This window comes from Streptomyces sp. NPDC017520 (genome assembly GCF_044329855.1).
Lineage (GTDB): Bacteria > Actinomycetota > Actinomycetes > Streptomycetales > Streptomycetaceae > Streptomyces.
In genome coordinates this window covers 250,101-263,289 of sequence record NZ_JBIRKB010000010.1, presented here as the reverse complement: position 1 = coordinate 263,289, position 13,189 = coordinate 250,101, and the positions used below count along the sequence as shown (strand labels likewise).

Sequence of the window (13,189 nt, the reverse complement as noted above, 5' to 3'; positions counted from 1 at the left end):
CTGTCGGCGGTCGCGGGCTCCGGTTCGGGTACGGATACGGACAGGCGGTGCCCCGGTCAGTCGGAGGGGCGCTTCTCGGTGGCCGTGGAGCCCGAGCCGGTGGCGCCGGGACTGTGGCGCTCGTCCGTGATGGTCGTGGTCCCGGGGCCGATGCGGATCTCGAAGTCGCCGTCGTACTTGGCGTGCCCCTCGATCACCGCGGACTCGACCGCCTCCACGCCGAACTCCTGGCGGACGATCTGCGGGTCCTTGCGCAGGTCCCGCATCAGGGCCACACACATGCCGATCATGACGAGGGCGAAGGGGGCGGCCACCAGGATGGTGAGGTTCTGCAGCCCCTGGAGCGCGTTCTCCTTGCCGTCGCCGATGAGCAGCATGATCGCGGCCACGGCCCCGGTCACGACACCCCAGAAGATCACGACCAACTTGCTCGGTTCGAGGACGCCCTTCTGGGAGAGGGTGCCCATGACGATGGAGGCGGCATCGGCTCCGGAGACGAAGAAGATGCCGACCAGGACCATCACCAGAATGCTCGTGAACGTGGCGATCGGGAACTCCTGGAGGACGCCGAACAGCTGCGCCTCCGGAGTGTCGGCGCCACCGAGCTTCCCGGCCTCGTCCAGCCTCATGGCCGAGCCGCCGAAGACGGCGAACCAGATCAGACTGACGGTGCTGGGCACCAGGATGACGCCGCCGACGAACTGACGGATCGTGCGACCGCGGCTGATCCTGGCGATGAACATGCCGACGAAGGGCGTCCAGGAGATCCACCAGGCCCAGTAGAAGACGGTCCAGCTGCCGAGCCAGTCGGCCACGTCGCCGCCGCCTGTCGCCTCGGTGCGTCCGGCGAGCTGCCCCAGGTCGGTGACGTACGCGCCGAGGGAGGTGGGCACCAGGTCGAGCACGAAGATCGTGGGACCGGCGATGAAGACGAACACGATGAGAAGGAGGGCCAGCACCATGTTGATGTTGGACAGCCACTGGATGCCCTTCTCGATGCCGGAGACCGCCGAGGCGACGAAGGCGACGGTCAGCACGGCGATGACGGTGACGAGAAGCCCGGTGCCCGCCTTCTCCAGCCAGTCCAGTTCCTGGATACCGCTGCCGATCTGGAGCGCGCCGAGGCCCAGGGAGGCCGCGGAGCCGAACAGGGTGGCGAAGATGGCCAGGATGTCGATGACGCGGCCGACGCCGCCGTAGGCATGACGCTTGCCGATCAGCGGTTCGAAGACCGCGCTGATCGTCTGCCGCCTGCGCATCCGGTAGGCGCTGTAGGCGATGGCGAGCCCGACCACGGCATAGATGGCCCAGGGGTGCAGCGTCCAGTGGAAGAGCGTGGTGGCCATCGCCGTCTGCATGGCCTCGGCCGAGTCGGCGGGGTCGGTGCCCGGCGGCGGGGTCCGGAAGTGTGCGAGGGGTTCGGCGACGCCCCAGAACATCAGCCCGATGCCCATACCGGCGCTGAACATCATCGCGATCCAGGAGATGGTCCGGAACTCCGGCTTCTCGCCCTCCTGGCCGAGGCAGATCTTCCCGTACCGGCTGACGGCCAGCCACAGGGCGAAGATGACAAAGGCGGACGCGGCCAGTATGAAGGCCCAGCCACCGTTGTGGATCAGCCCGGTGAGCAACTTGCCGGAAACGGTCTCCAGGGAGTCGGTGGCGGTCGCGCCCCAGATGACGAAGGCGAGGGTGAGGACCGCCGTGACACCGAACACCACCCGGTCGGTGCTCGGAATCCTGGTACTGAGCGGTTCGGGGGGAAGGTCCGCCGTGACCGACAGCACTTCCCGCCCGTCCGTTGTCTGGTCGTCCTGGGACACTGATGGCACCTTTCACCGAGTCTGAAAAACGCTCTCCGTAGGCAGTACCACACCTGCCCTGGAACTCGAAGGATCAACAAACGGTTCTGGCTTGACCGTTTGTGAGGTGATATGTCGCTCTCTGATCGAGAAGCAGCGGAATCAAGCGTCGAGCCGACTGACGCATAGGCACAAACGCGCCACCCTCCTCCGGTCGGGCCGAGACGCCGTGCAGGGCCAGCTCGTCCTTCACCGCCACGTACTGGGCCGCGTCCAGCCGGTAGCCGCACGGCGGGTCGGCGAGGACCTCCAAGGGCTCGGCCGGGTCGTTGTCCGCGCCGCCGAGATACACGGGCCCCCGGTCGGCGAGGCCGGTCAGGCGCGCGAGGGCGGTGGCCGACCGGAGCCGGGCACGCTGCTCGTCGGTGAAGGCGAAGAGACCGCCGAGCGCGGTTTGCTGGGAGTGGACCCGGCGACGGTGGTTGAGCGCCTGATCGGCCCTCTCCGCGTCGCTCAGCGCGTCGATCCGGGACTCGATGAGCAGGCCGACGGCGTGTTTGAGGCCGGAGGTGTTGCGCAGGATGCGTTCCTGACCGTCGCCGGCGACCTGCTTGACGGGCTCCCCGGTGGCCGGGTCGGTCCAGATGCCGTAATGGCCGTTGCTGTAGCCGGCCGCCGTCGCGGCGGGGCGGACGTACCGCTCGGAGAGAGTGCGCGAGACGTCGTGGACCCGGTCGTCGACGTTGAGGTTCCGCGGCCACAGCGCGAACAGGTCCTTGTCGTAGTACGGCGGGGTCGCGCCGTACTCGTGCAAGTCGTAGATCACCTGGGGCCGTTCGTCGCGCACGACGGTGGCGACGGCCCGCGCCTCGGCGGTCTCCAGGGCGATGTGGTCGCGGTTGACGTCGACCCCGTCGGCGTTGCCGCGGGTGTCGGCGGCGCGTCCGTCGGGGTTGGCCGTGGGCAGCACCAGCAGGTTCGTACGGCTCAGGAAGGCGCGAGTCGCCCGGTCCTCGGCGAACGCCAGGTCACGGATGGTGGCCAGACAGGCCTCGCGCCCGGCGGGCTCGTCCCCGTGCTGGCTGCAGATCAGGAGCACCGTGGTGGCGGCCCCGGGGCGTTCCTGGCCGACGCGTACGAGCCGCAGGGGGCGGCCCTGACGGGTCGTTCCGACGTGGTCCACGGAGACCCGGTCGCTCTCCCGGTCCACCTCGGCGAGAAAGGACCGCTCCTCCGCCTCGCCGGTCCAGCGGGCCCCCTCGCTCGTCTCGAACCCCGTGCGCGGCGGGCGGTGCGCGGCCTCGGCGGGCGCGATGGCGAACGGGAGGGCCAGCCCGGCGAGGGTCGCCGCGACGGCTGTCCGGCGCATCGCCCTCGCCCCGCGGCGCACGGGCGGCGACGGCCACCGGGCGGGGCCGGCGACCGGCGCGAGCCACGGGTGCGGGCTGAGCATGCGGAGCGCACGAGCGATGCGAGGGGTCATCAGCGGCCTCCGGAGCATGGGGGGGCGGGCGCCGTGACGCCCGTCCGGCTGTCGGCAATGTGCGGACGTTACCCCGGTCAACTCCTGGGCGACAGGGGTTGATCACTGCTGTCGTACGGGCCGCGCATGCCGGCGGACGGGCGATCATGTGACAGAGACGACCGGCGGGGCACCTCCTGCTCCGCCCCGCAAGGCCCTATGACGACCGGCCGGAAGAGGGAGTCGGCCGGGAGCACGCGGGGCACGACCACCGCTGACGGGTCCCGGGGGCGTCGGAGCGGCGGGCGTTCAGCCGTTGCGACCCGTCTCGGCGGCGCGGGCGTCCTGCCCCGCCGTACGCGACGCGGCGCGGGCCGCTCGCGCCCGGGGCAGATAGCGCAGCCGCTCCGGGAGGGCGGGGACGACGACCCGCAGCACCGCGCACATCCGGCGCAGCCGCTTCTCCTGGTCCTGGGTCCACGGCAGGCCGATGGCCCTGCGGGCGTCGGGCGGCATGAGCCCGATGGTGACGAACCGGCGGAAGCGGGCCAGCGGAGGCAGCAGCACCGGCCACAGCGCCCGCAGCAGCAGCCGGAGCGGCCACGGCCCCCGGTCCGGCGGCGGGACGGACTGGTCGGTGGCGACGAGCTCCCGGACGACGGCGGTCGCCTCGATCTCCCCCGCGAGCATCTTCTCCCAGTAGGGCCAGAAGTCCTCGATGGTCTGGGGCATGTCGCGGTCGTGGATGCCCAGGATCCGGCCGACCTGGAGCCACTCCGCGTACAGGGCACGCTCCTGGTCGGGACTCATGGGGCGGATCAGATACCGGGCCGCGTGCTGGTACACGGGGAAGCCGGTGGCGTGCACCCAGGCGTAGTTGGCGGGCGTCAGGGCGTGGTAGCGGCGGCCGCGGGTGTCGGTCCCCTGGATGGTGCGGTGCAGCACCCGCAGTCTGCGGCCCTCCTCCGCGGCCTCCGCGCCGCCGTAGACCCAGAGCTGGAGCGAGCGCAGCGAGCGTTCACCGCGTCCCCAGGGGTCCGTACGGAAGACGGAGTGCTCGTCGACGCCGGCGCCGACGGCCGGGTGGGCGACCTGGAGGGTGAGCGCGGCGGGCAGCATCAGCAGGGCGCGGATGTCCCCGGACAGGCTCCAGAGCACCCCTCCGGGCGGTGGCGGCTCGGGGTTCCACGCGTCGGTCGCGCTGCTCATCCGTGCTCCCGCGGTCCCGGCGGGCCTGCCGTGCGCTGCCCGTCCCCTTCCTCTCCATGATCCCTCGCTCGCGGAAGAACCCCGGCGGCGGGGTCCGGGACCGCCGTCGCCCCGGTCAGTCGTGGTCGTACACCGTCACCGGTATGCCGGCGGATATCAGGCGTCGCTCGATCAGCGGCTCGATCCTGGCCCACGTGCCGCCCGCGAGCCCGCAGCCGATCCGGGGCATATGGACCGACGCCCCCAGCTCGCCCGCCTTGACGGCCACCGCGCCGAGCGCCGCGTCGATCGCCTCGTACCGCACGGGCGCCCCCTTGCTGCCGGTGCGCATGCCCCGCTGGCCGACCATGTTGGCCACCCAGAGGCAGGGCCCCACCCGCACGAACTGCGCCACGCCCAGGGCGAAGTCGTTGCCCGCGCGCTCCCGGTGCCAGCGCCGGTAGGCGGCCTCGGGCTCCGGCCAGCGGCGGGAGAGGGCCAGGACGAAACCCTTGCCCCAGCCGCCGAGGTCGTTGCAGACGTGGACGATCAGCTTGACGCCCTTGCCCTGCGGGGCGGTGGCGTCCCCCCGTACATAGGTGATCTCCGACATTCCCTCACCGTACGGGCCGCCACTGACAACGGGTCCGGGGTGGACGGCGGGGCGATGGTGCCGGAGACTTTCACAGTAGTGGTGAGACAGCGGCACTGTCCGACATGAGCGTTCGACGGCGGGGAGCAGAGATGGCGACGGGGACCGACGAGCCGACGCTCACGGTGGACGAGCTGGCGGCGCGCGCCGGGGTCACCGTGCGCACCGTGCGGTTCTACAGCACCCGGGGCCTGCTGCCGCCCCCGGTCATCGGGCCCCGCCGGGTCGGACGCTACGGGCCGGACCATCTCTCGCGGCTCGCGCTGATCGAGGAGCTCCAGCAGCAGGGCATGACGCTGGCGGCGATCGAGCGGTATCTGGAACAGCTGCCGCCCGACCTGAGCGCCCACGATCTGGCGATCCACCGGGCGCTGGTCGCGTCCTGGGCGCCGGACCGGACCGAGGACCTCTCCCGGGCCGAGCTGGAGCGGCGGGCCGGGCGGGCGCTGTCGGAGGCGGATGTGGAGCGGCTGGCGGCGATGGGGGTGCTGGTCGGGCCGCAGGAGGGCGACGGGGCGTACCGGGTGGATCTGGGGCTGCTGCGGCTCGGGGTGGAGCTGCTGGACGTGCCGATCGCGCACGAGACGATCCTGGCGGCGCGGACCGTTCTGCTGGAGCACACCCGCTCGGCGGCCCAGGAGATGACCCGGCTGTTCCGGGACGAGGTGTGGAGTCCCTATCGGGAGCGTGAGGGCGACCCGGAACACGTGGCGGCGATGAAGTCGCTGTCCGCCGATATGCAACCGATCTTGGTGCAGGCGCTGGTGACGGCGTTTCAGCGGTCGTTGAAGGAGGAGCTGCGGGCCGCGTTCACCGCCGAGTGACGGTGAACACGGTCCGCAGCGACGCTTGTTGGCGCGTCAGTCGTGGAAGGTCTCGCCCTTCTCCGCCTTCTCCACCAGCAGGGCGGGCGGCAGGAAGCGGTCGCCGTAACGCTCGGCGAGTTCCCGGGCGCGGGCCACGAAGCCGGGCAGGCCGCCCTCGTACCCGTTGATGTACTGGAGGACGCCGCCGGTCCACGGCGGGAAGCCGATGCCCATGATGGAGCCGATGTTGGCGTCGGCGACGGAGATGAGGACGTTCTCCTCCAGGCAGCGGACGCTGTCCAGCGCCTCGGAGAAGAGCATCCGCTCCTTCATGTCCGCGAAGGGGACGTCCGCGTCGGACTTGGTGGTGAAGTGCTCGCGCAGGCCCGGCCAGAGACCGGTGCGCTTGCCGTCCTCGTCGTAGTCGTAGAAGCCCGCTCCCCCGCTGCGCCCCGGGCGGCCGAACTCGTCGACCATGCGGTCGATGACCTCGTCGGAGGGGTGGCCGGGCCAGCTGCCGCCGGCCTCCTGAACCGCGCGCTTCGTCTCGTCGCGGATCTTGCGCGGCAGGGTCAGGGTCAGCTCGTCCATCAGGGAGAGCACCTTGGCCGGATAGCCGGACTGGGCGGCGGCCTGCTCGATCGACGCGGGCTCGACGCCCTCGCCGACCATGGCGACGCCCTCGTTGATGAACTGGCCGATGACGCGCGAGGTGAAGAAGCCGCGGGAGTCGTTGACGACGATCGGCGTCTTCTTGATCCGGCGGACCAGGTCGAAGGCGCGGGCGAGCGCCTCGTCGCCGGTGCGCTCACCCTTGATGATCTCGACGAGCGGCATCTTGTCGACGGGCGAGAAGAAGTGCAGCCCGATGAAGTCGACGGGGCGCGAGACGCCTTCGGCGAGGACGGTGATCGGGAGGGTCGAGGTGTTGGAGCAGAGCAGCGCGTCCGGCTCGATGACGTCCTGGATCTCCTGGAACACCTTGTGCTTGAGGGCGGTGTCCTCGAAGACGGCCTCGATCACCGCGTCGCAGCCCGCGAGGTCGGCGACCTCCCCGGTCGGGGTGATCCGGGCCAGCAGTTCGTCGCGCTTCGCCTCGGTCGTACGGCCCCGGGAGAGCGCCTTGGCGAGCAGTTTCTCGCTGTAGGCCTTGCCCTTGGCGGCGGCTTCGGTGGAGACGTCCTTGAGGACGACCTCGATCCCGGCCTTGGCGCAGGAGTAGGCGATGCCCGCGCCCATCATGCCGGCGCCGAGGACGGCGACCTTGCGGACGGGTCGCTCGGGGATGTCCTTCGGGCGGTTGGCGCCGGAGTTGACGGCCTGGAGGTCGAAGAAGAACGCCTGGATCATGTTCTTGGAGACCTGGCCGGTCACCAGCTCGGTGAAGTACCGGGCCTCGATGGTCAGGGCGGTCTCGAAGTCGACCTGGGAGCCCTCGACGGCCGCCGCCAGGATGTTGCGCGGCGCGGGCATCGGCGCGCCCGCGAGCTGCTTCCTCAGGTTGGCCGGGAAGGCGGGCAGGTTGGCGGCGAAGCGCGGGTTGGACGGGGTGCCGCCGGGGATCTTGTAGCCCTTGACGTCCCAGGGCTGCCGGGACTCGGGGTGGGCGTCGATGAAGGCGCGCGCCTTCTCGGTCATCTCCTCGCGGGTGGCGGCGACTTCGTGGACGAGACCGTTCTCCAGGGCGCGGAGCGGCGTGTACTGGGTGCCCTGGAGCAGCACCTTGAGCAGGGCGTCGGCGATGCCCATGAGGCGTACGGTCCGGGTGACGCCGCCGCCCGCCGGGAGCAGGCCGAGGGTGACCTCGGGCAGGCCGATGCGGGAGCCGGGGGCGTCGAGGGCGACGCGGTGGTGGCAGGCGAGCGCGATCTCGTAGCCGCCGCCGAGGGCCGCCCCGTTGATGGCGGCGACGACGGGCTTGCCGAGGGTCTCGATGCGGCGGAGCGAGGCCTTGATGGCGTTGCCGGCGTCGAAGGCGTCCTGGGCGTTCTGAGGGCCGACCTTGATCATGTCCTTGAGGTCGCCGCCGGCGAAGAAGGTCTTCTTGGCGGAGGTGTAGATGATGCCGCGGATGGAGTCCTTCTCGGCCTCGGCGCGGTCGGCGACGGCCGCGATGGAGTCCTTGAAGGCCTGGTTCATCGTGTTGGCCGACTGGTTCGGGTCGTCGAGGACGAGGGTGACGACGCCGGTCTCGTCCTGTTCCCAGCGGATGGTCGTGCTCTCGGTCATGTCGGTGTCTTCTCCGTAAGCGGGTGGGGCCGGGGCAGGTCAGATGCGTTCGACGACGGTGGCGACGCCCATGCCGCCGCCGACGCAGAGGGTGACCAGGCCGAACCGCTGGTCGCGGCGCTCCAGTTCGTCGATGACGGTGCCGAGGATCATCGCGCCGGTCGCGCCGAGGGGGTGGCCGAGCGCGATCGCGCCGCCGTTGACGTTGACCTTGTCCAGGGGCAGGCCCATGTCCTTGACGAAGCGCAGGACGACTCCGGCGAAGGCTTCGTTGATCTCGACGAGGTCGATGTCGTCGATGGTCAGCCCGGCCTTGGCGAGCGCCTTGCGGGTGGCGGGGGCGGGGCCGGTGAGCATGATGGTGGGCTCGGAGCCGGAGACGGCGGCGGAGACGATACGGGCGCGCGGGGTCATGCCGTAGCGCTCGCCGACCTCCTTGGAGCCGATGGCGACGAGCGACGCGCCGTCCACGATGCCGGAGGAGTTGCCCGCGTGGTGGACGTGGTCGATCCTCTCGACCCAGTGGTACTTCTGGAGGGCCACCGCGTCGAAGCCGCCCATCTCGCCGATGCCCGCGAAGGACGGCTTGAGCGCGGCGAGGGAGTCGGCGGTGGTGCCGGGGCGCAGGTGTTCGTCGTGGTCGAGGACGAGGAGGCCGTTGCGGTCCTTGACGGGCACGACGGAGCGGGCGAAGCGGCCGTCCTTCCAGGCGGCGGCGGCGCGTTCCTGGGAGAGCGCGGCGTACTCGTCGACGTCGCGGCGGCTGAAGCCCTCGATGGTGGCGATGAGGTCGGCGCCGATGCCCTGCGGGGCGAAGCCGGTCTCGAAGCTGGTCATCGGGTCCATGGCCCAGGCCCCGCCGTCGGAGCCCATCGGCACCCGGGACATCGATTCGACGCCACCGGCGAGGACGAGGTCCTCCCAGCCGGAGCGGACCTTGGCGGCGGCCAGGTTGACCGCTTCCAGGCCCGAGGCACAGAAGCGGTTCTCCTGGACCCCTGCGACGGAGTCGGGCAGACCGGCCGCGATGGCGGCGATGCGGGCGATGTCGGAGCCCTGGTCGCCGAGCGGGCTGACCACGCCGAGGACGATGTCGTCGATGGCGGCCGGGTCGAGGTCCGGGAAGCGGCCCCGGATCTCGTGGATGAGGCCGACGACCAGGTCGATCGGCTTGGTCCCGTGCAGGGCGCCGTTGGCCTTGCCGCGGCCGCGCGGGGTGCGGATCGCGTCGTAGACGAATGCTTCGGTACTCAAGACAGCTGCCTTTCGAGGGTGGTTGTCGGCCCGGGTGAGGGGCGGCTCGGGCCGCCCGATGAGGGGCGGCTCAGGCGAGCAGCGAGCGGCCGATGATCTCCTTCATGATCTCGGTCGTGCCGCCGTAGATGGTCTGGATACGGCCGTCGGTGAACGCCTTGGCGACCTTGTATTCGCTCATGTAGCCGTAGCCTCCGTGGAGTTGGAGGCAGCGGTCGGCGACGCGCTTCTGCAGTTCGGTGGCCCACCACTTGGCCATGGAGGCGTGGACGGCGTCCAGCGTCCCGTCGGAGTGGTCGACGATGCACCGGTCGAGGAAGGTCCGGGTGACGGCGCACTCGGTGGCCATCTCGGCGATCTCGAAGCGGATGTGCTGGAGCTTGGAGAGCTTGCGTCCGAATGCTTCGCGCTCCTTGACGTACCGGGTGGTGATCTCCAGCAGGTGTTCGGCGGCGGCGATCCCGGCGACCGCTATGCCCATGCGTTCCTGGGCCAGGTTGGTCATCAGGTGGATGAACGCACCGTCGAGTTCGCCGAGGAGGTTCTCCTTGGGGACGCGGACGTCGTTGAAGAACAGTTCGGCGGTGTCCTGGGACTTCTGGCCGATCTTGTCGAGGTTGCGGCCACGCTCGAAGCCCTCCGCGCCGCGTTCGACGACGATCAGCGAGAGGCCCTTGGCCCCGCCGTCGGGGGTGGTCTTCGCGACGACGACGACCAGGTCGGCGAGGATGCCGTTGGAGATGAAGGTCTTGGAGCCGTTGAGCAGCCAGTGGTCGCCCTGGTCCTCGGCGGTGGTGCGGATGGCCTGGAGGTCGGAGCCCGCGCCGGGCTCGGTCATCGCGATCGCGGTGATGGTCTCGCCGGAGCAGAATCCGGGGAGCCAGCGCCGTTTCTGCTCGTCGGTGGCCAGGCCGGTGAGGTAGGGGCCGATGATGTCGTTGTGCAGGCCGATCGCGAGGCCGGGGGCCCCGGCCCGGGTGAACTCCTCGGCGAGGACGGCGCTGTAGCGGAAGTCGTCGCTGCCGCCGCCTCCGTACTCCTCCGGGACGGCGAGGCCCAGCAGTCCCGCGCGTCCGGCGGCGAGCCAGGCGTCGCGGGAGACGATGCCGTCCTGCTCCCACTGCTCGTAGTACGGGAGGACCTCCTTGGCCAGGAAGGCCCGGACGGTCTCGCGGAAGGCTTCGTGCTCCTCGGTGAAGATCTGCCGTTGCACGGGGGCTCCTAGTGGGTGTCGGTCGAGTCGGCGGGCCGCAGCGCGGGGACGTCCCAGTCGGCGGCGACGGCGGCCGTGCCGGCGCCGGGCAGGGCGGGCCCGCCGCGTACGGATACGGGGGTCGCCGAGAAGCGCGGGGCGGGGGCGGGCTGGGTAAGGCCGCTGTGCTCGACGAAGGTGGAGCGGGCGGCGAGGTGCGGGTGGTGCGGCGCCTCGGCGAGCGAGAGTACGGGGGCCACGCAGGCGTCGGTGCCGTCGAACACCTCGGTCCACTCGGCGCGCGTACGGCTCAGGAAGCGCTCGGTGACGGCGGCGCGCAGTTCGTCCCAGCGGGCGAGGTCCCAGCGGTCGGGGAAGGCGTCCGCGATGCCGAGGAGGCCGGCGAACTCCGTGTAGAACTTCTCCTCCAGCGGGCCGACCGCCATGTGGCCGCCGTCGGACGTGGCGTAGGTGCCGTAGAAGGGGCAGCCGCCGTCGAGGAGGTTCGTGCCGCGCCGGTCCTGCCAGCTCCCGGCGGCCAGCATGCCGTGGATCATCGTGGCGAGATGGGCGGCGCCGTCGACGATGGCGGCGTCGACGACCTGCCCCTCACCGTGGGCGCGGGCGTGCTGGAGGGCGGCGAGGACACCGATGACGAGGTAGAGCGAGCCGCCCGCGTAGTCGCCGAGCAGGTTGGCGGGGACCACGGGCGGCTCGTCCGGCTTGCCGATCATGGACAGGGTGCCGGTGAGCGCGAGGTAGGCGATGTCGTGTCCGGCGCGCTGGGCGAGCGGCCCGTCCTGGCCCCAGCCGGTCATCCGGCCGTAGACGAGCTTCGGGTTGCGGGCGAGGCAGGCCTCGGGTCCGACGCCGAGGCGTTCGGCGACGCCGGGGCGGTAGCCCTCGACCAGGATGTCGGCGCGCTCGACGAGGTCCAGGACGCGGGCCGGCCCCTCGTCGCTCTTGAGGTCCAGGAGGACGGAGCGCTTGTTGCGGTTGGTGAGGTCGGACGCGGGATCGATGCCGAGCCCCGCGCCGCCGGGACGGTCCACGCGTACGACGTCGGCCCCGAGGTCCGCCAGCAGCATCGCGGCGAACGGTCCGGGTCCGATGCCCGCCAGCTCGACGACGCGGACACCGGTCAGCGGACCGTGCCCGGGCGTTGGACCTTTCGCCATCTGTGACCCCCAGTGGTGTGACACAAGCGATGTAACATCAGTGATGCTAAGAACGCGCCCCGCTCCGCACAACCCCTCGGGCCGAGCAAGCGCTTAGTTCTTTCCCTCGATCCTCTCGCATCCGGCCGCCCGGCCGGGCGCCGCCACGTCGCTCTCCGCTACCCTCTGCCTGCCACGTCGGCACCGGCTCGCAGTGGAGGTACTCGTGAACAGGCAGAACGACGCGCCCCGCCCCTTGGACGTCGTCCTTTTCGGTGCCACCGGCTTCGTGGGGACGCTCACGGCCGAGTACCTGGCGGCCCACGCCCCCGCCGGCCTGCGCTGGGCGCTGGCCGGTCGCAGCCGGGCCAGGCTGGAGCGGCTGCGTGAGCGGCTCACGGCGATCGCACCCGGCTGCGCGGAGCTGCCGCTGCTGGAGACCGACGCGGACGACGCGGAGGCCCTGGCCGAGCTGGCCGCCTCCACCCGGGTGGTGGCCACGACGGTGGGGCCGTACATCCGTTACGGCGGGAAGCTCGTCGCCGCCTGCGCGGAGGCCGGGACGGACTACGCGGACCTCACGGGCGAGGCGGAGTTCATCGACCTGACCTATCTGGAGCACGACGCACGGGCCCGTGAGACGGGGGCGCGCATCGTGCACGCCTGCGGCTTCGACTCCGTCCCCCACGACCTGGGGGCGTACTTCACCGTCAAGCAACTGCCCGAGGACGTCCCCCTCACCGTCGACGGCTTCGTCCGTACCGACGCGGTGTTCTCCGGCGGGACGTTCGCCTCGGCGCTGACCGCGATGGGCCGGGGCCCGCAGCTGCTGGCCGCCGCCCGGGAACGCCGGCTGCACGAGCCACGCCTGGTGGGGCGGCGGGTCCGCACCCCGGCGGGCCCCCCGCACTTCAGCGGGTCCGTCGGCACGTGGGCGCTGCCGCTGCCGACGGTGGACCCGACGATCGTGGGCCGCTCGGCTCGTTCCCTGGAGCGGTACGGTCCCGACTTCCGCTACCGGCACTTCGCCTCGGTCAAGACCCTGCCGATGGCCCTCGGCGCCCCGGTGGCGATCGGCGCGCTGGTGGCCGCCGCGCAGGTGAAGGGCGCCCGGGAGTGGCTGATGGGGCGTTACGAGCCGGGGCAGGGGCCGGACGAGGAACGCCGCGAGCGGAGCTGGTTCACCATCCGCTTCGTCGGCGAGGGCGGCGGACGGCGCGTCTTCACCGAGGTGTCGGGCGGCGATCCGGGTTACGGCGAGACGGCGAAGATCCTCGCCGAGTCGGCGGTGTGCCTGGCCCTGGACGAGCTGCCGGAGACCTCCGGGCAGGTGACCACGGCGGTGGCCATGGGCAACGCGCTCCTGGAGAGGCTGACGGCGGCGGGACTGCGGTTCCGGGTCGCGGCGGTGCGGTAGGCGACGCCCGGGAGTCGGCCGGGGGCGTCC

General features: G+C 71.4%; 10 protein-coding genes. 2 read left to right on the top strand and 8 right to left on the bottom strand.

Annotation, left to right across the window (positions count from 1 at the left end):
- Positions 1 to 56 precede the first annotated feature (56 nt).
- From ACH4KB_RS24675 to ACH4KB_RS24660, 4 genes are all read right to left on the bottom strand, one after another.
- Complete coding sequence (locus ACH4KB_RS24675) at positions 57 to 1,823, bottom strand: BCCT family transporter (RefSeq protein ID WP_398068068.1); 1,767 nt, start codon at positions 1,821 to 1,823, stop codon at positions 57 to 59.
- A gap of 73 nt (positions 1,824 to 1,896) precedes the next feature.
- Positions 1,897 to 3,285, bottom strand: coding sequence for a M14 family metallocarboxypeptidase (locus tag ACH4KB_RS24670; protein WP_398068067.1), 1,389 nt, complete (start codon positions 3,283 to 3,285; stop codon positions 1,897 to 1,899).
- Positions 3,286 to 3,573: 288 nt separating this feature from the next.
- Positions 3,574 to 4,473 (bottom strand): oxygenase MpaB family protein, encoded by a 900-nt coding sequence (locus ACH4KB_RS24665; RefSeq protein WP_398068066.1) that lies wholly within the window; start codon positions 4,471 to 4,473, stop codon positions 3,574 to 3,576.
- A 115-nt stretch (positions 4,474 to 4,588) separates the two neighbouring features.
- Positions 4,589 to 5,065, bottom strand: coding sequence for a macro domain-containing protein (locus ACH4KB_RS24660; protein WP_398068065.1), 477 nt, complete (start codon positions 5,063 to 5,065; stop codon positions 4,589 to 4,591).
- A gap of 131 nt (positions 5,066 to 5,196) precedes the next feature.
- Here ACH4KB_RS24660 and ACH4KB_RS24655 point away from each other — a divergent pair, with 131 nt between their 5' ends.
- The gene (locus ACH4KB_RS24655) at positions 5,197 to 5,928 is read left to right on the top strand and encodes a MerR family transcriptional regulator (protein ID WP_398068064.1); all 732 of its coding nucleotides are present in this window, start codon (positions 5,197 to 5,199) and stop codon (positions 5,926 to 5,928) included.
- A gap of 36 nt (positions 5,929 to 5,964) precedes the next feature.
- On the opposite strand, the gene ACH4KB_RS24650 is transcribed toward ACH4KB_RS24655, so the two are convergent.
- The 4 genes from ACH4KB_RS24650 to ACH4KB_RS24635 all read right to left on the bottom strand — a co-directional run bounded on the left by ACH4KB_RS24650 (position 5,965) and on the right by ACH4KB_RS24635 (position 11,763).
- A complete protein-coding gene (locus ACH4KB_RS24650) occupies positions 5,965 to 8,139 on the bottom strand; it encodes a 3-hydroxyacyl-CoA dehydrogenase NAD-binding domain-containing protein (protein ID WP_398068063.1) in 2,175 nt (724 codons plus the stop codon).
- A gap of 39 nt (positions 8,140 to 8,178) precedes the next feature.
- Entirely contained in the window at positions 8,179 to 9,393 is a 1,215-nt protein-coding gene (locus ACH4KB_RS24645) for an acetyl-CoA C-acetyltransferase (RefSeq protein ID WP_398068062.1), read from the bottom strand.
- A gap of 70 nt (positions 9,394 to 9,463) precedes the next feature.
- On the bottom strand, positions 9,464 to 10,606 hold the full coding sequence (locus ACH4KB_RS24640; protein WP_398068061.1) for an acyl-CoA dehydrogenase family protein: 1,143 nt from the start codon (positions 10,604 to 10,606) through the stop codon (positions 9,464 to 9,466).
- Positions 10,607 to 10,614: 8 nt separating this feature from the next.
- Positions 10,615 to 11,763 carry a CaiB/BaiF CoA transferase family protein gene (locus ACH4KB_RS24635; protein WP_398068060.1) on the bottom strand — a complete coding sequence of 383 codons (1,149 nt, stop codon included), beginning with the start codon at positions 11,761 to 11,763 and terminating at the stop codon, positions 10,615 to 10,617.
- Between the two features lie 205 nt (positions 11,764 to 11,968).
- On the opposite strand from ACH4KB_RS24635, the gene ACH4KB_RS24630 reads away from it, so the two are divergent.
- Positions 11,969 to 13,159 carry a saccharopine dehydrogenase family protein gene (locus tag ACH4KB_RS24630; protein WP_398068059.1) on the top strand — a complete coding sequence of 397 codons (1,191 nt, stop codon included), beginning with the start codon at positions 11,969 to 11,971 and terminating at the stop codon, positions 13,157 to 13,159.
- The last annotated feature ends 30 nt before the right edge of the window (positions 13,160 to 13,189 follow it).